Source organism: Curtobacterium sp. Leaf183, assembly GCF_001424385.1.
GTDB lineage: Bacteria > Actinomycetota > Actinomycetes > Actinomycetales > Microbacteriaceae > Curtobacterium.
The window spans coordinates 11,152-31,454 of sequence record NZ_LMPO01000005.1; the positions used below are offsets into that span (position 1 = coordinate 11,152).

Annotated in this window: 20 protein-coding genes and 1 riboswitch; of the genes, 14 read left to right on the plus strand and 6 right to left on the minus strand. The window is 72.2% G+C overall.

Annotated elements, in window-relative coordinates:
- The first annotated feature begins 166 nt into the window (after window positions 1-166).
- The gene (locus ASG04_RS03325; RefSeq protein WP_056120340.1) at window positions 167-487 is read left to right on the plus strand and encodes a hypothetical protein; all 321 of its coding nucleotides are present in this window, start codon (window positions 167-169) and stop codon (window positions 485-487) included.
- A 12-nt stretch (window positions 488-499) separates the two neighbouring features.
- On the opposite strand, the gene ASG04_RS03330 is transcribed toward ASG04_RS03325, so the two are convergent.
- Both ASG04_RS03330 and ASG04_RS03335 read right to left on the minus strand, forming a co-directional pair.
- Window positions 500-1,435 (minus strand): aldose 1-epimerase family protein, encoded by a 936-nt coding sequence (locus tag ASG04_RS03330; protein WP_056120343.1) that lies wholly within the window; start codon window positions 1,433-1,435, stop codon window positions 500-502.
- Window positions 1,432-2,277 carry a DeoR/GlpR family DNA-binding transcription regulator gene (locus ASG04_RS03335; RefSeq protein WP_181436966.1) on the minus strand — a complete coding sequence of 282 codons (846 nt, stop codon included), beginning with the start codon at window positions 2,275-2,277 and terminating at the stop codon, window positions 1,432-1,434. The genes ASG04_RS03330 and ASG04_RS03335 overlap by 4 nt, the downstream gene beginning before the upstream one ends.
- 64 nt (window positions 2,278-2,341) lie before the next feature.
- Between ASG04_RS03335 and galT the strand changes: the two genes are divergently transcribed.
- Both galT and galK read left to right on the plus strand, forming a co-directional pair.
- Window positions 2,342-3,439 (plus strand): galactose-1-phosphate uridylyltransferase, encoded by a 1,098-nt coding sequence (galT, locus tag ASG04_RS03340; protein ID WP_056120346.1) that lies wholly within the window; start codon window positions 2,342-2,344, stop codon window positions 3,437-3,439.
- Window positions 3,436-4,569, plus strand: coding sequence for a galactokinase (galK, locus tag ASG04_RS03345; protein ID WP_056120349.1), 1,134 nt, complete (start codon window positions 3,436-3,438; stop codon window positions 4,567-4,569). The genes galT and galK overlap by 4 nt, the downstream gene beginning before the upstream one ends.
- Window positions 4,570-4,699: 130 nt before the next feature.
- Here galK and ASG04_RS03350 read toward each other — a convergent pair whose 3' ends face one another.
- Together ASG04_RS03350 and glyA are read right to left on the minus strand one after the other, a co-directional pair.
- The gene (locus tag ASG04_RS03350; RefSeq protein WP_235515420.1) at window positions 4,700-5,629 is read right to left on the minus strand and encodes a tetrahydrofolate dehydrogenase/cyclohydrolase catalytic domain-containing protein; all 930 of its coding nucleotides are present in this window, start codon (window positions 5,627-5,629) and stop codon (window positions 4,700-4,702) included.
- Window positions 5,626-6,840 (minus strand): serine hydroxymethyltransferase, encoded by a 1,215-nt coding sequence (gene glyA, locus ASG04_RS03355; protein ID WP_056120426.1) that lies wholly within the window; start codon window positions 6,838-6,840, stop codon window positions 5,626-5,628. The genes ASG04_RS03350 and glyA overlap by 4 nt, the downstream gene beginning before the upstream one ends.
- A gap of 177 nt (window positions 6,841-7,017) precedes the next feature.
- Window positions 7,018-7,103, minus strand: a riboswitch (ZMP/ZTP riboswitch).
- 37 nt (window positions 7,104-7,140) lie between these two features.
- Between glyA and clpS the strand changes: the two genes are divergently transcribed.
- The 9 genes from clpS (at window position 7,141) to ASG04_RS03395 (ending at window position 14,437) form a co-directional block, all read left to right on the plus strand.
- Complete coding sequence (gene clpS, locus ASG04_RS03360) at window positions 7,141-7,452, plus strand: ATP-dependent Clp protease adapter ClpS (RefSeq protein WP_082517783.1); 312 nt, start codon at window positions 7,141-7,143, stop codon at window positions 7,450-7,452.
- Window positions 7,449-7,925 carry a DUF2017 domain-containing protein gene (locus tag ASG04_RS03365; RefSeq protein WP_056120353.1) on the plus strand — a complete coding sequence of 159 codons (477 nt, stop codon included), beginning with the start codon at window positions 7,449-7,451 and terminating at the stop codon, window positions 7,923-7,925. The genes clpS and ASG04_RS03365 overlap by 4 nt, the downstream gene beginning before the upstream one ends.
- Window positions 7,922-8,854: a GNAT family N-acetyltransferase gene (locus tag ASG04_RS03370; protein WP_056120356.1), complete on the plus strand. Its 933-nt coding sequence runs from the start codon at window positions 7,922-7,924 to the stop codon at window positions 8,852-8,854. The genes ASG04_RS03365 and ASG04_RS03370 overlap by 4 nt, the downstream gene beginning before the upstream one ends.
- 51 nt (window positions 8,855-8,905) lie before the next feature.
- Window positions 8,906-9,325 (plus strand): MarR family winged helix-turn-helix transcriptional regulator, encoded by a 420-nt coding sequence (locus tag ASG04_RS17965; RefSeq protein ID WP_082517784.1) that lies wholly within the window; start codon window positions 8,906-8,908, stop codon window positions 9,323-9,325.
- On the plus strand, window positions 9,214-10,767 hold the full coding sequence (locus ASG04_RS03375; RefSeq protein WP_268750886.1) for an MFS transporter: 1,554 nt from the start codon (window positions 9,214-9,216) through the stop codon (window positions 10,765-10,767). The genes ASG04_RS17965 and ASG04_RS03375 overlap by 112 nt, the downstream gene beginning before the upstream one ends.
- Before the next feature lie 257 nt (window positions 10,768-11,024).
- Window positions 11,025-11,885: a formyltetrahydrofolate deformylase gene (purU, locus tag ASG04_RS03380; protein ID WP_056120359.1), complete on the plus strand. Its 861-nt coding sequence runs from the start codon at window positions 11,025-11,027 to the stop codon at window positions 11,883-11,885.
- A 7-nt stretch (window positions 11,886-11,892) separates the two neighbouring features.
- Window positions 11,893-12,300 carry a YrdB family protein gene (locus ASG04_RS03385; RefSeq protein ID WP_056120364.1) on the plus strand — a complete coding sequence of 136 codons (408 nt, stop codon included), beginning with the start codon at window positions 11,893-11,895 and terminating at the stop codon, window positions 12,298-12,300.
- Window positions 12,301-12,365: 65 nt separating this feature from the next.
- Entirely contained in the window at window positions 12,366-13,538 is a 1,173-nt protein-coding gene (gene nagA, locus ASG04_RS03390) for an N-acetylglucosamine-6-phosphate deacetylase (protein WP_056120433.1), read from the plus strand.
- The gene (locus ASG04_RS03395; protein ID WP_056120436.1) at window positions 13,538-14,437 is read left to right on the plus strand and encodes a phosphotransferase; all 900 of its coding nucleotides are present in this window, start codon (window positions 13,538-13,540) and stop codon (window positions 14,435-14,437) included. Before nagA ends, ASG04_RS03395 begins: the two co-directional genes overlap by 1 nt.
- Window positions 14,438-14,491: 54 nt before the next feature.
- Here the strand turns inward: ASG04_RS03395 and ASG04_RS03400 are convergent, their stop codons facing one another.
- The gene (locus tag ASG04_RS03400; protein WP_235515421.1) at window positions 14,492-16,948 is read right to left on the minus strand and encodes a GH92 family glycosyl hydrolase; all 2,457 of its coding nucleotides are present in this window, start codon (window positions 16,946-16,948) and stop codon (window positions 14,492-14,494) included.
- A gap of 91 nt (window positions 16,949-17,039) precedes the next feature.
- Between ASG04_RS03400 and ASG04_RS03405 the strand changes: the two genes are divergently transcribed.
- The gene (locus tag ASG04_RS03405) at window positions 17,040-18,221 is read left to right on the plus strand and encodes a MalY/PatB family protein (RefSeq protein ID WP_056120368.1); all 1,182 of its coding nucleotides are present in this window, start codon (window positions 17,040-17,042) and stop codon (window positions 18,219-18,221) included.
- Window positions 18,222-18,225: 4 nt separating this feature from the next.
- Here the strand turns inward: ASG04_RS03405 and nagB are convergent, their stop codons facing one another.
- Window positions 18,226-19,011: a glucosamine-6-phosphate deaminase gene (nagB, locus tag ASG04_RS03410; protein ID WP_056120371.1), complete on the minus strand. Its 786-nt coding sequence runs from the start codon at window positions 19,009-19,011 to the stop codon at window positions 18,226-18,228.
- Window positions 19,012-19,111: 100 nt separating this feature from the next.
- Here nagB and ASG04_RS17540 point away from each other — a divergent pair.
- Window positions 19,112-20,303 (plus strand): hypothetical protein (locus tag ASG04_RS17540; RefSeq protein WP_162241685.1); only part of this gene is annotated, 1,192 nt, incomplete at its 3' end.

The following is a 20,303-nucleotide window of genomic DNA, read 5'->3' on the forward strand; positions in this document are numbered from 1 at the left end:
CCGCTTCCCTCGGGGTACAAGTGCTCCACAGGCAGCTCATGGCGTTCCTTCTGCACACCCCAGGTTGCCCACAGCGATCTGCTGGTCTGCCGCCGATAGTGTCGTACCCGGATCGACCGAGGTCGTTCCCGTCGCACCATCCGCACCAGAACGAACGGGGTACACCGTGATCGAGCACATCGACGCCACGCAGTCCAGCAGCACCGGAGACGCGCGCCGCATCGTCGAGCTCGCCGCAGCGACCAACACCACCATGAGCGACCAGCTCCTGCTGGACACGCTCCGGCGGAACGCGCACGTCACGACCCGGCACATCCGCAAGGACTTCGCCGAGGTGTCCACGGCGTCGAGCGTGCTCGGCTACGTGTGCCGGCAGCGCAAGCAGTTCATCGCCCTGCGCGGGGACGACCCCGCGTGGGCGCAGGAGATCGGCCGCTACGACTCCGAGTCGCTCGCGGTCGAAGCGCTCCGCATGCGTCGCCGCTGACCGCCGGCCGGGTCAGGACCAGACGCGGCGGATCCCCCACGAGCCGGTCCAGGAATCGTCGGGCTCGAGCCAGCGCAGGCCTTCCCCCGAGTTCAGCGCATCGGCCGGCGCCGTCATCGGTTCGACCGCGACCGCCAGGCCCTTGCCCTCGCTACGCGGGAACTCGCGCGACGTGAACACCTGCACGTAGGGGAAGGACGGGTCCTGCCACAGCTGGACGCCGTCGCCCTCCGGACCGTGGATCGTCGTCCGACGGATGCCCTCGTCGTCGGGCGTGACGTCGGTGTAGGCGGTGTCCAGGTCCGAATCCCCCGCGCGACGCCCCTGCCGCAGGTCGAGGTCGGTGCCGTCGACGGACTGCGTGCCGTTCGGGATCTTCCGCTCGTCCACGGTGAACGCGGTGGCGGCGTCGAGCGTCACGACGAGGTCCTCGGCCGGGGTGTCACCGGCGCGCAGGTACGGGTGCGACCCGACGGCGAACGGAGCGCGCACGCCGGAGCGGTTCGTGACGGTGTGGGTGATGCGGATGCCGTCATCCACGAGCTCGTGGTGCACGCGGGTCTCGAGGGTGAACGGCCATCCGTGCTGCGGATGGATGGTCGCCGTCTGCTCCACTCCCGACTCGGTCTGCGCCACCAGTCGGTACGGCGAGAACCGGAGCAGGCCGTGTGAGGCGTTGCCGAACTTCGGCTCGGACACGTCGAGCTGCTGGCGCTTGCCGTCCAGCTCCCAGGCTCCTCCGGCGACGCGGTTGGGCCACGGGACCAGCACGATGCCGTTCGCTCCCGCGGGCGCCTCGGACACAGGGAAGGGCTCGGTCAGGTCGAAGCCCGCGACGGTGAGCTGGCGGATGCCCGCCGCCACCTCGGTGACGACCGCCTCGACGACCCCGTCCGGGCCGGCGTGACGGAGGCGGTACTGGCCCCCGGTGGGTGCTGCTGCGGTCATGCGCTGTGGTTCCTTCCCGATGCCGTGCTGTCGTCCGCCACGACGACGTCGACGCCCGCGGCCCGCACCGGTGCGACGTCCTCCGGCAGCGCGTCCGCGGTGACGACGACGTCGATGTCGGCCAGGGCCCGGACGACCCCGACGTGGGCGTGCCCGAACTTCGAGCCGTCCACCACGACGACGGTACGCCCGGCCGCGGCGGCGAGGACGCGCTTGGCCTCGGTCTCGGGCAGGTTGACGTTCGTCAGGCCGTGCTCGACGTCCAGGCCCGTGCCGCCCAGGAACACCACGTCCGCCGCGATCACCGGCAGGACGGTGTTGTTGAACGGCGCGACGAGCGAGTGTTGGAGCGGCCGGAGCGTGCCACCCGTGACGATCACGGTGAACCGCGGGACGGCGCGTTCGAGGGCGAGTGCCGTCGTCAGGGAGTTCGTCACGACGGTGACGTCGACCAGGTCCTCGCGAGCGACGAGCGCCTCGGCGACGGCGGCCGGCGTCGTGCCCACGTCGAGCAGCACGCACTCCCCGGACCGCACCAGCGCGGCCGCGGCGCGGCCGATGGCGGCCTTGGCCACCTGGTGCTCGACGGCGGTCTCCTCGAACGGTCGCTCGCGGGAACCGACACCGAGACGGACCGCACCGCCGTGCACCCGCCGCAGCCGAGCCTCCCGGTCGAGCACCGCGAGGTCCTGACGGACCGTGACCTCGCTCGTGCCGAGTGCCGCGGCGAGCGCAGCGGTCCTGACCATGCCTGGCGCGCCGTCGACGATCGTGACGATGCGGTCCTGGCGGAGCGGCGCCGGCATCGTGCCGGCCAGGAAGGATAGGTCGTCGTCGGTCACGGCCCAAGTTTCGCCTGCTTCCGATCACTTTCGCAACGCTTCGGACTGCGGCTAGGATGGATCGGTGATCACCAAGCGCGCGACGAAGCTCGCGGACGGCCGCGACCTCATCTACTTCGACGATGCGGACACGCAACTGTCCGCCGAGCGCCGTGTCGACGAACGGACGCTCGACCCGCGGCCCGTGACGGCCACGATGCGACAGGACGTCCTGACCGGCGAGTGGGTCTCCATCGCCAGCAGCCGGCAGAACCGCGTGTTCCTGCCCCCGGCCGACCAGGACCCCCTCGCCCCGCAGTCCGCTGCCAACCCGTCAGAGATCCCGAGCGTGTACGACGTCGCGGTGTTCGAGAACCGCTCGCCGTCGTTCGGCCCGGCACTGCAGGCCGACGACGCCCCCGGCTCGCTCGGCGACCTGACCGACGTCGGGCTCAACCGGACCTTCCGCTCGGTCGGCCGGTGCGAGGTCGTGTGTTTCTCGCCCGAGACCGCCGGGTCGTTCGCGTCGATCTCCGAGTCGCGGGCACGCACCGTCGTCGAAGCCTGGGCGGACCGCACCGCTGCGCTGTCGGCGATGCCGGGCATCCAGCAGGTGTTCCCGTTCGAGAACCGCGGACAGGCGATCGGCGTCACGCTGCACCACCCACACGGGCAGATCTACGCCTACCCCTACGTCACGCCCCGCACGCAGCGGCTGCTGGACTCGATCGAGCGCTTCGGGCCGGACCTCTTCGAGCAGCACCTGGCGAACGAGCGTGACTCCGAACGGGTCGTGCTGGCCGGCGAGCACTTCACCGCCTTCGTGCCGTTCGCCGCGCGCTGGCCGATCGAGATCCACATGCTGCCGCACCGCCACGTCCCGGACTTCGCCGGGCTGACCGATGCCGAGAAGGACGAGCTCGCCCACATGCACCTGCGGCTCACGCGGGGCCTCGACGAGCTGTACGGCGACCCCACGCCGTACATCGCCGCGTGGCACCAGGCGCCCGTCCACACTGCTCGCGACACCGTGCGGCTGATGCTCCAGATCACGTCCCCGCGGCGGGCAGCCGACAAGTTGAAGTTCCTGGCCGGCAGTGAAGCCGCCATGGGCGCCTGGATCGGGGACCTCGTGCCCGAGAAGGCGGCCGAGTTCATCCGAGGAGGGATCGAGCGCGCATGACGTTCCAGCAGGTGTTCGGGTACGGGCCCACGGTGCGGTACTCCGCGCCCGGTCGCGTCAACCTGATCGGTGAGCACACCGACTACAACGAGGGCTACGTCCTGCCGTTCGCGATCGACCGGCGCACCACCGCGTCGATCGCACCGCGGACCGACCGGGTGCTGCGCGTCGCCTCCGCGTTCGACCCGGAGTCCGTCGTCTCGCTCTCCCTCGACGACCTCGACCCGGCCGCGATGGACGGGTGGTCCGCGTACGTGTTCGGCATCGCCTGGGCGTTGCGCGAGCAGGGCGCCGACCTGAGCGACAAGACCGGGTTCGACGTGTTCATCGAGTCCGACGTGCCCGTCGGTGCCGGCCTGTCCTCCAGTGCGGCGATCGAGTGCGGGGTCGCGCTGGCGTTCAACGACCTGTGGGAACTCGGGCTCGACCGCAAGCAGCTCGCCCGCGTCGGGCAGTACTCCGAGAACCACGCCGTCGGGGCCCCCACCGGGATCATGGACCAGTCTGCGTCCCTGCTCGGCGAGCGCGATGCCGTGGTGTTCCTGGACTGCCGGACACTCGACACCGCCGTGGTCGACATGGCGCTCGAGGCGAACGGGCTCGAGGTCCTGGTCATCGACACCCGTGTCGAGCACGCCCATGCCACGGGTGGCTACGCCGCGCGGCGGGCATCGTGCGAGAAGGGGGCACAGGTGCTCGGGGTGGAGGCCCTGCGCGACGTGACCGTCGACGACCTCCCCCGGGCGCAGGAGCTGCTCGACGACGAGACCTTCCGGCGGGTGCGGCACATCGTGACCGAGGACCAGCGCGTGCTCGACACCGTGCGGACACTGCGCGAGCACGGCCCCCGCGCGATCGGCGAGCTGCTCGTCGCGTCGCACGAGTCGATGCGCGATGACTTCGAGATCTCCGTCCCCGAGCTCGACCTGGCCGTCGCGACCGCGATGGCGCACGGTGCGGTCGGGGCTCGGATGACGGGCGGCGGGTTCGGTGGCGCGGCGATCGCACTCGTGGACGCCGGGCAGCGCGAGGCGATCAGCACTGCCGCCGTGGCCGCGTTCGCCGAGGCCGGGTACCGCGAGCCGACCGTGTTCACGGTGCACGCAGCACAGGGCGCCCGGCGCGACTGACCTGCCCGGCGGCCGCCCGTTCGGCTCGGCTCGGCTCCGCACAACCAAAATCACCTCGCACCACGGATTGCCGTGGTGCGAGGTGGTTTTGGTTGTGCGAACGCGGCGACCGCCCCGCGGCCCCGCCCGCTCAGTGCAGGTGGCGCTCGGCGGCCTCGACGACGTTCTTCATGAGCATCGCCCGCGTCATCGGTCCGACGCCGCCCGGCGTCGGTGTCAGGTACCCCGCCACCGATGCAACCGCCGGGTCGACGTCGCCGTGCAGCTTGGCCTTGCCCGTCTCCTCGTTCACCACGCGGGTGATGCCGACGTCGATGACCGCGGCCCCCGGCTTCACCCAGTCCGGCTTGACGAGTCCGGCGACCCCGGCCGCGGCGACGATGATGTCGGCGCGACGACACTCGGCAGCGACGTCCTCGGTCAGCGAGTGGGTCAGCGTCGCCGTGGCCTCGAGCCGGGTGAGCAGCAGCCCGAGCGGGCGTCCGACCGTCAGCCCCTGGCCGATGATCGTGACGTGCTGCCCCCGGATCGGGACGTCGTACGCCTCGAGCATCGCGACGATGCCGCGCGGGGTGCAGGGCAGCGGGGCGTCGATCGTGCCGGCGCCACCCGGGACGGCGAGGACGAGCTCGCCGAGGTTCGTCGGGTGCAGGCCGTCGGCGTCCTTGGCCGGGTGCATGAGCTCGAGCATGGGGATCGGGTCGATGCCCAGCGGCAGCGGGAGCTGCACGATGAAGGCGGTGACCCGGGGGTCGTCGTTCATCTGCAGGATCGCGGCACGGATGTCGGCGGCGGACGCCGTCTCCGGCAGGTCGATCCGGATGGAGTCGAGCCCGATCTGCGCCGAGTCACGGTGCTTGCCGGCGACGTACGACACCGAGCCCGCGTTCTGGCCGACCATGATCGTGCCGAGGCCCGGGCGGAACCCGTGGTCGTGCAGCCGGTCGATCCGGGTCTTCAGGTCGTCGAGCGTGCGGGCGGCCAGGGCGGTGCCGTCGATGCGGACGGCAGAGCCCTCGCCGGCCCAGCGCTCGTGGACCAGCGGTGCGGTGTCGTTCACGCGTACAGGGGGAACGCGTCGGTCAGGGTCTTCACCCGGGCCGAGAGCGCTGCGACGTCCGGGTTCGGCATGAGCGTCAGCGCGATGATGTCGGCGACCTCGGTGAACTCGGCGTCGCTGAACCCGCGGGTGGCGAGCGCCGAGGTACCGATGCGGACCCCGGAGGTGACCATCGGCGGACGCGGGTCGAACGGCACGGAGTTGCGGTTCACGGTGATGCCGACCTCGTGCAGCAGGTCCTCGGCCTGCTTGCCGTCGACCTCGGACTCGCGCAGGTCGACCAGCACCAGGTGCACGTCGGTGCCGCCGGTCAGGACGTCGATGCCCGCCTGGCGCGCGTCGTCCTGGGTCAGGCGTGCCGCCAGGGCCTGGGCGCCGCGGATGGTGCGCTCCTGGCGGTCCTTGAACTCCGGCGTCGCAGCGAGCAGGAACGCGGTGGCCTTCGCCGCGATCACGTGCATGAGCGGCCCGCCCTGCTGGCCCGGGAACACGGCGGAGTTGAGCTTCTTGAACAGGTTCTCGTCGTTCGACAGGATCAGACCCGAGCGCGGACCGGCGAGCGTCTTGTGCACGGTCGTGGACACGACGTGCGCGTGCGGGACGGGCGACGGGTGCAGGCCCGCGGCGACGAGCCCCGCGAAGTGCGCCATGTCGACCCAGAGCTTGGCGCCGACCTCGTCCGCGATCTCACGGAACTTCGCGAAGTCGAGCTGGCGGGGGTAGGCCGACCAGCCGGCGATGATGACCTTGGGCTGGTGCTCGACGGCCTTGGCGCGGATGTCGTCGTAGTCGACCTGGAACGTGGTGGGGTCGACGCCGTAGGACACGGCGTTGTAGATCCGGCCCGAGAAGTTGAGCTTCATGCCGTGCGTCAGGTGCCCGCCGTGGGCGAGCTCGAGCCCGAGGATCGTGTCGCCGGCCGAGGCGATTGCGTGCAGGACCGCCGCGTTGGCCGTGGCGCCGGAGTGCGGCTGGACGTTGGCGTAGTCGGCGCCGAAGAGCTTCTTGGCGCGCTCGATGGCGAGCGACTCGGCGACGTCGACGTACTCGCAGCCGCCGTAGTAGCGCTTGCCCGGGTAGCCCTCGGCGTACTTGTTCGTCAGGACAGAGCCCTGCGACTCGAGCACGGCGCGGGGAACGAAGTTCTCGGACGCGATCATCTCGAGGAAGTCGCGCTGACGACCGAGCTCCTGCTGCAGGACCCGGGCGATCTCCGGGTCGACCTCGCTGAGCGGGGCGTTGAAGGCGGCGCGGGCGGCGGCCTGGTCGAACGCCGCGCCGGAGGCGTCCGGGGACTCGGGCGAACCGGCGACGAAGGGGGACAGATCGGTGATGGACACGGGACTCCTTGGTGACGAGCCGGAGCGTGTCCGGCGGCGAGGATCGGTCGGCGTGGCCCAGGCGTACGGCCACGCACCGTGTCGAGTGTCGCTCCCTGATGGTGACCCATCCGACGCCAGTCGCGACGAGACGATCGTACCGAGCCGCCCCGTCTGTGTCACCCTGGTTGCATGACCCTGTTGACGCCGTCCGTCGACGAGCGCATCGACGCCGACACGGACGAGCGCACCCGGCTCCGGCCGGACGTCCCGTGGGTGACGGTGGTCTGGGACGATCCGGTCAACCTGATGTCGTACGTCACGTACGTCTTCCAGAGCTACTTCGGGTTCCCGCGTGCGAAGGCCGAGCGCCTGATGCACCAGGTCGACGCCGAGGGGCGTGCCGTCGTCGCGACCGGCAACCGCGAGGCGATGGAACGACACGTCCAGGCCATGCACGGGTTCGGCCTGCAGGCGACGGTCGACCGGGCGTCCGACTCGTGATCCCCTTCGTCCGTCGCGGTGACGGCATCCACCTCGGCCTGGCCTCCGGCGAGCGCTCGCTGCTCACGAGCCTGGTCGAGCAGCTGCGCGAGCTGCTCGGCGGCGACCTCGACTCCGACCCGGTGACGCTCCGGATGTTCCCGGACGCCTACCCCGGCGACCGACAGGCGAGCAGCGAGTTCCGGCGGTACACCCGGGACGACCTGCGGGACGCCAAGTCCGCCAACGCCGAGACCGTGCACGCCTGGCTGACCGGCGCGCGTGCGGGAGCGCTGACCCCGGCGGACGAGCAATCCTGGCTCCGCTGCCTGACCGACCTGCGGCTCACGATCGCGGACCGGCTCGGCATCGTCGACGCCGACACCGAGGAAGCCACCCGGACCGCCGCGGACGGCGTCGGCCTGCGCGACGTCTACGACTGGCTCGGCTACGTCCAGGAGCACCTGGTGACGACGATGACGAGCCGTCGGTGACCGTCACGTTCCGTGCGTCCACCCCGGGCGACCTGGAGGCCCTGCTTGCGTTCCGCACGCCGGACCCGGTCTCGTGGATCGGTCCGGACCGGTACCGGCAGGAGTCCGTCACGCGCAACTACCGCCGGGAGTGGTCGTTCCTCGCCGAGCGCGACGGCCGCCCGATCGGACGAGCGCTGTGGTGGGGCGGCTCGGACGCGGCGAAGCCCTCCACTCTCGACGACCTGATCGTGGACGTCTCCGACGACGACGAGCGTGCGGCCGTCGCCGCGGGCATGATCCGCGCCGGCGCCGAGGCGTTCGGTACGCTGCCCGAGTGGGTGGTCGACGTCGCCGTCGACTGGCACGACGACCCGCGGGCGGTCGCCGCGGTCGCCTGGCGCGAGCAGGCGGCACGCACCGCGGGGCTCGGCCGGACCACCGAACGGGTGAGCGTCGCGTGGGAGCCGGGAACGGGCCTCCCGGCGGCACGCACGGACGGCGACCTGACGTTCCGGACCGGCGACGACGCCGAGTTCCTCGACCTGTTCGCCCGCGTCACCGTCGGCTCGCTCGACGCCCACACCCGCGCCACCGTCGCCGAGCTCGGTGCGCACGGCACTGCGGCGGACGACCTCGAGTTCTACCTGACCCTGCCGGGTCGCCGTCAGGACTGGCTCGTCGCCGAGGACGCCGACGGACTGGTGGTCGGCTTCGTGCTGGCGACCCGCACGGCGTACGACGCCGCGATCAGCTACATCGCGGTCCTGCCGCAGCACCGGGGCAGGGGCGTCGTGGACGCGCTGCTCGCCGAGGCGCTCCGCGTCCACGGTGCTGCCGGGGAACCGCGGGTGGTCGGCACGACGGACTCCGAGAACGTGCCGATGCGCCGGGCGTTCGAGCGGGCCGGCTTCACGGTCACGAAGCGGCGGATCGTCTTCGAGGCCTGAGACCAGAAGGCAACCTTGCAAGCCCGGCTGCCGAAGTAGTACCGTGACGGTATGGAATCGCACGTCGAGCTCGCGGGCGACCTGCTCACGCTGCACGGCCGCATCCGACGGACCCTGCTGACGGGCAAGGCCGACCAGGTCACCGCCTCGCAGACCGCCGCACTCGGTCGACTGTTGCGCCACGGTGAGTCGACGGTCGCTGACCTCGCACGGGCCGAGGGTGTCCGTCCGCAGTCGATGGGCGCGACCGTGCAGGCGCTCGTCGACCTGGGGCTCGTCGAACGTCGACCCGACCCTGCTGACGGTCGACGCACGCTCGTCCGTGCGACGGACGGCGGCTCCCGCGCCCGCCAGGACTCGTGGGCGACCCGCACCGGCGTCCTGGCGGACCGCCTCGCCGCCCTGCCGGCGGACGACCGCGACACCGTCGCCCGTGCCATCGCCATCCTCACCCCCCTGACCGAGTCCTGACGACCGGCCACCACCCCGGAAGAAGCCGCACCACGTCCACCTCCACGCGTCCCGTCCCCGTCGTCACCCCCGACACCGGCGGCAGCGGCTTCGGCCCGAAGCTGCTGATCCCGGTCCTGGTCGGACCGCTGCTCAACCCGATCAACACCACGATGGTGTCCGTCGCACTCGCACCGATCTCGCGCGACCTCGGCATCGGGGCCTCCCAGGCGATCTGGCTCGTGGCGGCGCTCTACCTGGCGAGTGCGATCGCACAGCCGACGATGGGCAAGCTCGCGGACCGCTTCGGCCCGAAGAAGGTCTTCATGGCCGGGCTCGTGGTCGTCGGGATCGCCGGGGTGGTCCCCGAGGTGCTGACGGGGTTCGGGGGTGCCGTGTTCGCCCGCGTGCTCATCGGCATCGGGACCTCGTCGGCGTACCCGGCGGCGCTCACGACGCTGCGGCAGCACTCCCTGCGCATCGGCAAGCCCACGCCGCCGCTGGTGCTCGGCGCGCTGTCGATCACCTCGCTCGTGTCCGCCGCGGCGGGGCCACCCCTCGGCGGAGCCCTCATCGCCGCGTTCGGCTGGCACGCGATCTTCCTGGTGAACGTCCCGCTCGCCGCGTTCGGACTGGTGGTCGCCGGACTCTGGCTGCCCTCCGACCGGCTCCGCCCCCGCACCGACGCCGACGTCCCGGTGCTCACGGCACTCGACCCGTTCGGCATGGTGCTGATGACGGGCACGGTCTCGGCGCTGCTGGTGTTCCTGCTCGACATCACGGCCGGGCTGTGGTGGCTGCTGGGCGTCGCAGTCGTGCTGCTCGTCGCGCTCGTGCTCTGGGAGCTCCGCGCGACCAAGCCGTTCATCGACGTGCGGATGCTGGCGCGGAACGGAGCCCTGAGCCGCACCTACGTCCGGCTGTTCCTGGTCTACATGCTCGCGTACACGATGACCTACGGCTTCTCGCAGTGGGTGCAGGACGTCGCCGGGTACTCCAGCGACCAGGCCGGGTACATCCAGTTGCCGGCTGCCGTCATCGCCGGGATCGCGTCGTTCCTGATCGCCCGGAAGACGGCCGTTCGTGGCCCGCTCATCGTCGCGGCCACCGTCCCGATCGTCGGCGGACTGCTGCTGCTCGGGCTGCACACGGGGTCCCCGCTCGTGTTGCTGGCGCTCGCCCCCGCGCTGTTCGGCATCCCGCAGGCGCTGGCCTCGGTGTCGAACCAGGCGGCGCTGTACCGGATCGTCCCCGCGGAGTCGATCGGCACCGCAGCCGGGCTCTCGCGCACCAGCGTCTACATCGGGGCGATCGCGGCGTCCTCGCTCATCGGCGGGGTGTTCGGGCAGGGCCCCACGACCGCCGACCTGCACGTGCTCGGGTGGGTGATCGTCGGCATCGCCGTGCTGCTGAGCGCGCTGACCATCGGCGACCGCGCACTCCGCGAGCGCCCCGCGGCCTGACGCGGCCGCGCCGCGGCGCGCCGCACCGCGCGCCGCGGCGCGCCGCACCGCGCGCCGCGGCTGCGGCCGCGACCGCCGGGGCCCGGCGGGCTTCGCATAATTGGAACCTCCTCGAACCACGCGATCGCGTGGTTCGAGGAGGAATCGGTTGCGCGAACGCAGCCCGCACCACGGACGCGCCGCAGCGCCGCAGCGCGGCGCACCCACCGGGGCCGCGCCGGGCCTCCCGTCCGGTCCGCCCCCGGTAGCCTGATCCCGTGACCGACAGCACCGCCACGCACTGGACCCTCACGCTGGTCTGCGACGACCAGCCCGGGATCGTGCACGCCGTCTCCGGAGCCGTCGTGCAGGCGAACGGCAACATCACCGAGTCGCAGCAGTTCTCGAGCCACGACACCAACACGTTCTTCATGCGCCTGCAGGTCATGGCCCCGGTCGACCGGTCGACGTTCGAACAGGCCCTGGCTCCGGTCGTCGAGCGGTACGGCATGCGCGTGCAGCTCGACGTGGTCGGCCGGCCGATGCGCACGCTGGTGCTCGTGTCGAAGGCGGGGCACTGCCTGAACGACTTGCTGTACCGGCAGCGCAGCGGGCAGCTGCCGATCGACGTGCCGCTCGTGCTGTCCAACCACGCCGAGCTGTCCGAGCTGGCGGCGTTCTACTCGGTCCCGTTCGAGCACCGGCCGGTCACCGACGCCGACAGCAAGCAGGCGATGGAGCAGCGCATCCTGCAGGCGGTGGACGAGCACGACATCGAGCTCGTCGTCCTGGCGCGCTACATGCAGATCCTGTCGCCGGAGCTCTGCACCGCCCTGCGGGGCCGTGCGGTGAACATCCACCACTCGTTCCTGCCCGGCTTCAAGGGTGCGAACCCGTACCGACAGGCCCATGCCCGCGGCGTGAAGCTCATCGGCGCGACGGCGCACTTCGTCACGAGCGACCTCGACGAGGGGCCGATCATCGAGCAGAACGTCGTCCGCGTCGACCACACGAAGGACCCGTCCGAGCTGGTCTCGATCGGCCAGGACGAGGAGTCCCGCACGCTCACCCAGGCGGTGCGCTGGATCGCGGAGGACCGGGTCCTCCTCGACGGCGCCCGCACGATCATCTTCAAGTAGGCACCACATGAGCAACGCCCCGCAGTCCCCGGTGGACTGGTCGGACACCCCGGACCCGCAGGACGACGCGGTGTCCCCCCGCCGTGTCGACGTCTGGAGCGTGCTGCGCGTCGTCGTGTGCGTGTTCGGCCTGCTGTCCCTGGCGACGTGGGGGTACTACGCGTGGCCGTTCCCGATGCCCGGGCTGCTGTTCGTGATCGGTGCGCCGCTCTTCGCCGCGGTGGTCTACTTCTTGTTCCGTTCCTCGCGCTCGCCGATCGAGACGGACATCGTGGGCAAGACGATCGTCGAGGTCGCGCTCATCGTCGCCGCCGGCGGCGCCTGGATCTCGATCGGGCATCCCGTGGTCGGCCTGGTCTTCGTGCTGGTCGCCGCGACGTCCGGTGTGGTCACCTTCCGTCGGGAGACACGGTGAGCGCGGGCGGCGGGCACGTCGCCGGTCCCGGTGCCGACGCGGGTCCCGCTCCCAGCGCTGGCGGCCTGGAGGCCCGGCGCACCCTGGTCCGCGCCGCGCACCTGGTCGACGTGGCCGGGTCCACCCCCGACGGTTGGGTCCTGCTCGACGGCGACACCATCCACGCGGTCGGCTCCGGACCCGATGTCCCCGCGGCGGACCAGGTCATCGACCTCGGCGACGCCACGCTCGTCCCCGGCTTCGTCGACCTGCACGGGCACGGCGCCGGCGGTGCCGCGTACGAGGACGACGCCTTCGGGGCCGCCCTCGCGGTGCACCGGGCGCACGGCACGACCCGCTCGGTCCTGAGCCTGGTCGCGAACCCGGTCCCGGCGATCACCACCACGCTCGACCACGTCCGGTCCGTGATGGCAACCGACCCGCTGATCGTGGGCGTGCACCTCGAGGGGCCGTTCCTGTCGCCGGACAACAAGGGCGCCCACAACGAGCACTTCCTGGTGCCGCCGACCCCCGCCGACGTCGAGGCCCTGCTCACCGCCGGCGACGGAGTGGTGCGACAGGTCACGATCGCACCGGAGCTGCCCGGTGCCCTCGACGCGATCCGCCGTGTGCACGCAGCCGGGGTCGTCGCCGCGGTCGGGCACACCGTCGCCTCGTTCGACCAGGCCCGCGCGGGCTTCGACGCCGGCGCCACGGTCCTCACCCACGCGTTCAACGCCATGCCCGGCCTGCACCACCGTGTGCCCGGGCCGATCGCCGCCGCGGTCGCCGACGACCGCGTGACGCTCGAGCTCATCCTGGACGGCGTGCACGTGCACCCCTCGGTCGCCCGGGTGCTGCTGCGTGCGGCACCGCACCGCGTCGCGCTCATCACGGACGCCATGGCCGCCGCCGGGTCCCCCGACGGCGCGTACACGCTCGGGTCGCTCGACGTGTCCGTCACCGACGGCGTCGCCCACGTGGCGGGCACGGACACCATCGCCGGGTCCACCCTGACGCAGGACGTCGCGCTGCGGATGGCCGTGACCCAGGTCGGCACGTCCCTCCCCGAGGCCGTGGCGGCGCTGACCAGCATCCCGGCGACGGCGATCGGCCTCGGCGACAGGCTCGGTCGACTCGCGCCGGGCCATGCGGCGGATCTGGTCGCGCTGTCGCCCACCCTCGAGGTCCTGCGCGTGTGGGGCGCCGGCCGCGAGCTGTCCGTCCCGCACGGGTCCGCGGGGGCCGATCGCCCGTGATGCACGACGACGAGCTCGCGGTCGACGCCGACCGGGTCCGTCGTCTCGTCGAGCACCAGTTCCCGGCGCTGGGCGGTCGTCCGGTCCGGGCGCTGCCGCTGGCGGGGACGGTCAACGCGGTCTTCCGGCTCGGCGAGGACCTGGCCGTCCGCTGCCCGCTCCACGCCGGGGATCCGGACGCGGTCCTCGCCACGATGCGGCACGAGGCCGATGCCGCGCGGGAGTTCGCGGGCATCGCAGCGCTCCCGACACCCGATCTGGTCGCGATCGGCGCACCGGGCGAGGGGTACCCGCTGCCCTGGACGGTGCACACCTGGATCCCCGGGGACGTCGGGACACCCGCCGGGGCCGCACGCAGCACGCCGTTCGCCGAGGACCTGGCCACGCTGGTGCTCCGGCTCCGCGCGGCCGACACGGGCGGCCGCTCCTTCGCGGGCAGCGGCCGTGGTGGACACCTGCCGGACCACGACGACTGGGTCGCGGAGTGCCTCGCCCGCAGCGGCGGACTGCTGCCCGTCGAACGGCTGCGGTCGATGTGGGAACGGCTCCGCGTGCTCCCGGAGCCGGCCCGGCACGCGATGACCCACGGCGACCTGATCCCGGCGAACGTGCTGGTGCGCGGGGACCGCCTGGCCGGGGTGCTCGACGCGGGCGGCACCGGCCCGGCGGACCCGGCGCTGGACCTGGTCGCCGTGTGGCACATGCTGGACACCGACGCGCGCGCGGTGTTCCGCACGCGCGTTGGCAGCGACGACGTGGAGTGGTCTCGGGGGGCAGCGTGGGCGCTCGAACAGGCACTGGGGCTCGCCCGGTACTACCGCGACACGAACCCGGCCATGCACGCGCTGGGACGCAGCACGCTCACACGCCTGCTGGCAGCACCCGAGCTCGCCGGCTGATCAGCTCCCGAGCTCGCTGGCTGAGCACGACGGCCGGGGCGGGAGCCCCCGTGCTCAGCGGTCGCGCGGCCGGTCCCGCGGGGCGGTGGCCCACGTCGTGTCCGGCGCCGCACCGACCTGCAGCGAGAGCGTCCCACCCCGGTTGACGAACGAGGACGGCACCCACGACCGCCGGAGTGTCCGGCCGTCCAGCTGGGCGCCCTGCACGAACGTGTCGGTCCCGGACGACCGGATGACGATCCGCTGCCCGCTCGAGCGTCGGATGTCGACCGTCGAGAAGGTCGGGCTGGCCACGAGCATGTCGGCCCGCCCGGGTGTCTGCGGGTAGAGCCCGATCGACGCGAACACGTACCAGGCGCTCATCGTGCCGAGGTCGTCGTTCCCGGGGAGCCCGCCCGGCCCGGTGCCGTACGCGTCGTCGACGACCCGGCGGACGGTCTCCTGGGTCTTCCAGGGCTGCCCGAGCGCGTTGTACATCCACGGCGTGTGGATGTCGGGCTCGTTCGTCGGGTCGAACTTCGTCGCGTCGCCACCGGTGACCGCGAACGCACCCGAGTCGTCGTGGAAGAAGGTGTCGAGCCGTGCCACCGCAGCGGTGTCTCCGCCGAGCGCCTGCGACAGGCCCTGCACGTCCTGCGGCACCAGCCAGGTGTACTGCGCGCTGGTCCCCTGCGCGAACCCGACGCCGGTCGAGGGCGACCAGTCCGGTGTCCACGACCCGTCGGCCTGCCGTGCGGCCTGGTACCCGACGGCCGGGTCGAACGTGTTCTCCCAGTACGTCGCGCGCGCGGCGAACATCCGCGCGTCGGAGCGGAGCCCGAGCGACGATGCCCAGTACCCGAGCGCGCTGTCCGAGATCGAGTCCTCGAGGGTCTCCGCCGCGCCACCCCAGCAGTGGCAGTCGTCGTTCGCGGCGTACTGGCGCTGCAGGTACTGGTCGAGCCCGGGTCGCTGCGCCAGGCACTGGCCCGGGCACCCGATGTCGCTGAGCGCGTCGGCGTTCTGCGTCGTCGCCTGGGTGCGGAGCGACTGGTAGGCGGCACGGACGTCGAAGTTCCGCACGCCCATCGCGTACCAGGTGGCGAGCGTCGCGGCCGAGGGGTCGCCGGTCATCACGTGGGTCGGTGCGCCGAGGTGCAGCCACCGGTCCCACACGCCGCCGTTCTGCTGGGCGAACCGCAGCATCGACTGTGCCATGTCACCAGCGACGTCCGGCCGCAGCAGCGCGAGCAGCTGGATCTGCGCCCGGTACTGGTCCCAGCCGGAGTACGTGCCGTAGACCGCGCGGTGTCCCGGGTCGATGCGGTGGACGCGCTGGTCCGGCCCGAGGTAGCGGCCGTCCCGGTCGTTGAGCGTGTTGGGCTGCATCAGCGCGTGGTAGACGGCGGTGTACAGCTGGGTGGTCCGCTCCGGCGTGCCGCCACCGACCCGGATGCGCGAGAGCTCCTGGTTCCACGACGCCCGGGTGGCCGCCGCCACGCTGTCGACGCTCGCGCGCCGGCCGACCTCACCGTCGCGGTTCGCGACGGCGCCCTCCGCGCTGACGTACGAGATGCCGACGCGGGCGTGCACCGTCGCACCGCGACGCGCGTCGAACCCGATCCACGCGCCGGAGCCGCGTCCGGCACGGTCGGCCCCGGTCAGGTAGCCCTCTCCGCCGGAGACGTGCGTGCCTCCCGGCTGGACGGTGCTGTCCTTCCAGGTGCCGGTGCTCGTGAAGTCGCGGTCGAAGGTCGCGGTGAAGTACAGGCGGTAGTAGCTGCGGCGGTCGGGGTTCGTCGCGCCGCCGCCGTTGGCGCGGCGGCTGCAGAAGCCGCCGGTCAGGACGCTGCCGCTGACCGTGCGGGTGCGGGGGTCGACGCTGGTGGTGGCGTCCTCGCTGCCGTTGATCGAGTTCGAGGTGCGGAAGAGCAGGTTCGCGGCCTTCCCGGCGGGGAAGGTGAACGCGCCGATGCCGGCGCGGGTCGTGACGGCCAGGTCGGTGCGGGCACCGTTGTCGAGCTGGACGCCGTACCGGCCGGGGCTGGCGGACTCCTGGTCGTGGGAGTAGCCCGCTGCGTAGACCGCATCGGTGGTGTCGGCAGACGGCGAGGTCGTCACGGCGGTCGTGACCGGCATGATCGGCACGTCGCCGGCGGCACCGGGTGCGCAGCCCGCGCCGTTCAGGTGCGTCAGGCTGAACCCGCGCAACCGGTTCACGTCGTACGAGTAGCCGTTCGCGACGGGTGTCGACGTCTGGTCGCCGGCGGTGCCGGTGGGACTCCAGGCGACCATCCCGAAGGGCGCGGTCGCGCCGGGCCAGGTGTTGCCGTCGTGGCTGGTCCCGATGAACGGGTCGACCGATGCGGCGGGGTCGGCGACCGGCCGGGAGGCCGTGGTCGCCCTAGTCACTCCGGCTGCGGTGGCGGGCGGGGCCACGACCACCGCGCCGAGCAGCGCGACGGCGACGGCCGCTGCGGCGAGCGGGACCGGACGGAGGAGCGGGCGACGGTGCACGCGAGGACGGGTCACGTCGGTGACGCTAGCCCCCTCGGACGGGGGACGGTCGCGACGTCACGGATCGGTCGTCCGGATTTCACCGTGCATGCACCAGGATGAGCGCATGAGCGTCATGGTCTCCCTCTTCGATGCACGCCGGACCCGCACGAGCGAGAAGTACACGGCCTACCCGCCGGACGTGCTGCCAATGTTCGTGGCCGAGATGGACAGCATGCTCGCCGAGCCCGTGCGCGAGGCCCTCGCCGCCGCCGTCAGCGCGGGCGACACCGGGTACGTCGGACACGGTCGGGCGCTCCCCGAGGCCTTCGCCGACTTCGCCCGTGACCGCTGGGACTGGCAGGTCGACCCCGATCTCGTCCGCACGACCACGGACGTCTCCGTCGCCGCGGTCGAGACGCTGCGCCGTGTCATCGAGCCCGGCGACCAGGTCGTCATCATGCCGCCCGTGTACCCGCCCTTCTGGGACTACGTCGCCGAAGCCGGCGGCTCGGTGACCGAGGTGCCGCTGCTGGCTCCCGAGGGATCGGCCGACCCGTTCGACACGACGGCCGCGTGGCGCATCGACCTGGACGGCATCCGGCGTGCCTTCGCCGAGGGCGCCCGGACCGTGCTGCTCTGCAACCCGCACAACCCGCTCGGGCTCGTGCACGACCGGGAGTCCCTCGCCGCCCTGGCACGCCTGGCGGCCGAGTGGGACGCCGTCGTCGTCTCGGACGAGATCCACGCCCCGCTGACGCACGCCGATGCGACCTTCACGCCGTTCCTCGACGCGGGCGACGAGGCCGCCGCGGTCGGGGTCGCCCTGACCAGCGCGAGCAAGGCGTGGAACCTCGCGGGCACCAAGTGCGCGCTGATGGTCGGGGCGTCCGACCGGGCGCGATCGTGGTTCGACGGCATGCCGACCGAGGTCGTCGAGCGCACCGGGATCCTCGGCTACACCGCCAGCGTCGCCGCGTTCAGCGAGGGCGGCCCGTGGCTGGCGTCCCTGCTCGCGGAGCTCGCGGCGAACCGGCGGGTGCTGGCCGAGGAGCTCGGCGACGTCCTGCCCGGGGCCCTGCACCGCCAGCCCCAGGCCTCGTACCTGTCCTGGATCGACCTCAGGGCGTTGCCGTGGGGCGACGACCCCGCTGCGGTGCTCGTCGACGAGGCGAAGGTCGCGCTCGCCAGCGGGCCGGCGTTCGGGCGACAGGGTCACGGCTTCGCCCGACTCAACTTCGGGTGCTCGGAGGAGACCCTGCGCGAGGGGCTGTCACGCCTGCGGGACGCGTACACGGCCTGCAGCTGAGGGGCTACTCGAAGCGCTGCCACTCCGGCTTGTTCGCGTAGGTGTACCGGTAGTAGTCCCCGAGCTGCAGCTCGGCGGCGGCGGCTTCGTCGACGACGACGGTGGCGTGCTCGTGGAGCTGCAGGGCGCTGCCGGGGACGAACGACGACAGCGGCCCCTCGACCGCGGCGGCGACCGCGGCGGCCTTCGCGGAGCCCTGCGCGACGAGGACCAGCTGCCGGGCCTCGAGGATCGTGCCGAGCCCCTGGGTCATGCAGTGCGTCGGGACCTGGTCGAGGGAGTCGAAGAACCGGGCGTTGGCTTCGCGCGTAGACGGGGCGAGCGTCTTGATCCGAGTGCGGGACGCGAACGACGACGTGGGCTCGTTGAAGCCGATGTGGCCGTTCGCCCCGATGCCGAGGATCTGCACGTCGATCCCGCCGGCGGCCCGGATCGCGGCGTCGTACTCCTTCGCCGCGAACTCGATGTCGGTGGCGCGGCCGTCGGGCACGCGGACGCGGGACGGGTCGAAGCCGAGCGGCTCGACGACGTCGCGGGCGATGACGGCGGCGTAGGACTCGGGGTGCTCGAGTGGGATCCCGACGTACTCGTCGAGGGCGAAGCCACGGGCCTGGGCGAAGGTGATCTCCCCGGCGGCGACACGGCGGTGCAGGTCGGTGTAGATGCCCTGGGGGCTGGACCCGGTCGCGAGACCGACGACGGCGGTCGGCTTGGCGGCGACCACGGACGCGATCTTCGCAGCGGCGACCCGACCGACCTCGGCGGGCGTGGGCAGGATGATGATCTCCACGAGCTCACTCTACTGGTCATGACCAATCAGGGCGATGGTCACGACCGGATCGATTCGTATGAGATATTTCATATGTCCATCCCTTCGACCCTGGAGTCTCATGTCTCGTCCCATCCATCGCTACCGCCCCACTGCCATCGCGGCCGCGGTCCTGGCCACCCTCGCCGCGGGTGCCGGCGCGCTCCCCGCGTCCGCAGCCACGGACGCCATCGCTGCCCCGTCCTTCATCAACATCGGCTACGACGGCGAGACCTTCACGCCGGACTCCTCCGGATCGGTGAGCATCGGGAGCGAGCAGCACGTCGTCTTCAACCTGGACACGAACGGCGTGACGGACGGTTCCGTCGCCGTCCATGACACCAACGGCCACGAGCTCTGCACTGCGCCGGTGCTCGCAGGCACCATCGGCATCGCGCACTGCACCACGGACGGCCCGCTCGCTCCGGGCATGCACGACGTCACGGCGACCACCACCGCTGCGGCCGGAGCCTCCTCAGAGTCGGCCGTCCTGCACGTGGGCGTCTACGGCGACGACCACACCGGCGGTACGCCCGCGCCGATCGTCGCGCAGCCGGCACCGGGTGACGCCGACGCCGGGTTCACCGTCCAGCAGCCGGTCGTCGACCCGATCGTCGCGAAGCCGGCCCCGGGTGACGCTGACGCCGGCTTCACCGTGAGCGGTGTCGCCGCGCCCTTCGTCACGCTCGGCGAGACGTTGGGGGACCACCAGAGCCTGCTCTTCGATGCTCCCGAGCTCGGGAACGACGGCGGGCGTGGTCACGTCAAGGTCTACGACCAGGCCGGGGACCTCGTGCAGGACCGCGAGTGGTCCGGTCCGCTCGGGCCCGACGGCGTGCAGCTCTGGGTCACGGCACCGCACGGCGAGAAGACCGTGTACCAGGCCGAGTACGTCCTGCCGACGGGTACCTCGGCGCGCACGGAGATCGTCATCGACAAGAGCACCGGTGCGCTGCCGGCGCCGACCCTGGCGTTCGAACCGGGCGTTCAGGGTGACCGCATCCTCTTCAACCTCTACGGCGTCCCCGGGGCGACCGCGACCTTCACGGACAGTGACGGGACGGAACACCGCGCGGACATCGGTGCGACCGGCATGGCCGCCTTCACCGGCACCGTGGCCCGCAACGCGCAGAACACCTACTCGATCACGCAGACGAAGGCCGGCCAGACGTCGGCACCGCTGACCCACGAGGTGGACACGCGGACCGGCGCCGAGGACATCGTCGCCCAGCCCGCCCCCGGCGAGACCGACCCCGGCTTCACCGCCCCCGGCA

Bases quoted from the DNA above. Each gene is read 5' to 3' on its own strand.
- ASG04_RS03395 (WP_056120436.1), top strand. From the start codon at position 13,538: ATGCACGACGACGAGCTCGCGGTCGACGCCGACCGGGTCCGTCGTCTC.
- ASG04_RS03385 (WP_056120364.1), top strand. From the start codon at position 11,893: ATGAGCAACGCCCCGCAGTCCCCGGTGGACTGGTCGGACACCCCGGAC.
- ASG04_RS03405 (WP_056120368.1), top strand. From the start codon at position 17,040: ATGAGCGTCATGGTCTCCCTCTTCGATGCACGCCGGACCCGCACGAGC.
- galK (WP_056120349.1), top strand. From the start codon at position 3,436: ATGACGTTCCAGCAGGTGTTCGGGTACGGGCCCACGGTGCGGTACTCC.
- ASG04_RS17965 (WP_082517784.1), top strand. From the start codon at position 8,906: ATGGAATCGCACGTCGAGCTCGCGGGCGACCTGCTCACGCTGCACGGC.
- ASG04_RS03330 (WP_056120343.1), bottom strand. From the start codon at position 1,435: ATGACCGCAGCAGCACCCACCGGGGGCCAGTACCGCCTCCGTCACGCC.
- clpS (WP_082517783.1), top strand. From the start codon at position 7,141: ATGACCCTGTTGACGCCGTCCGTCGACGAGCGCATCGACGCCGACACG.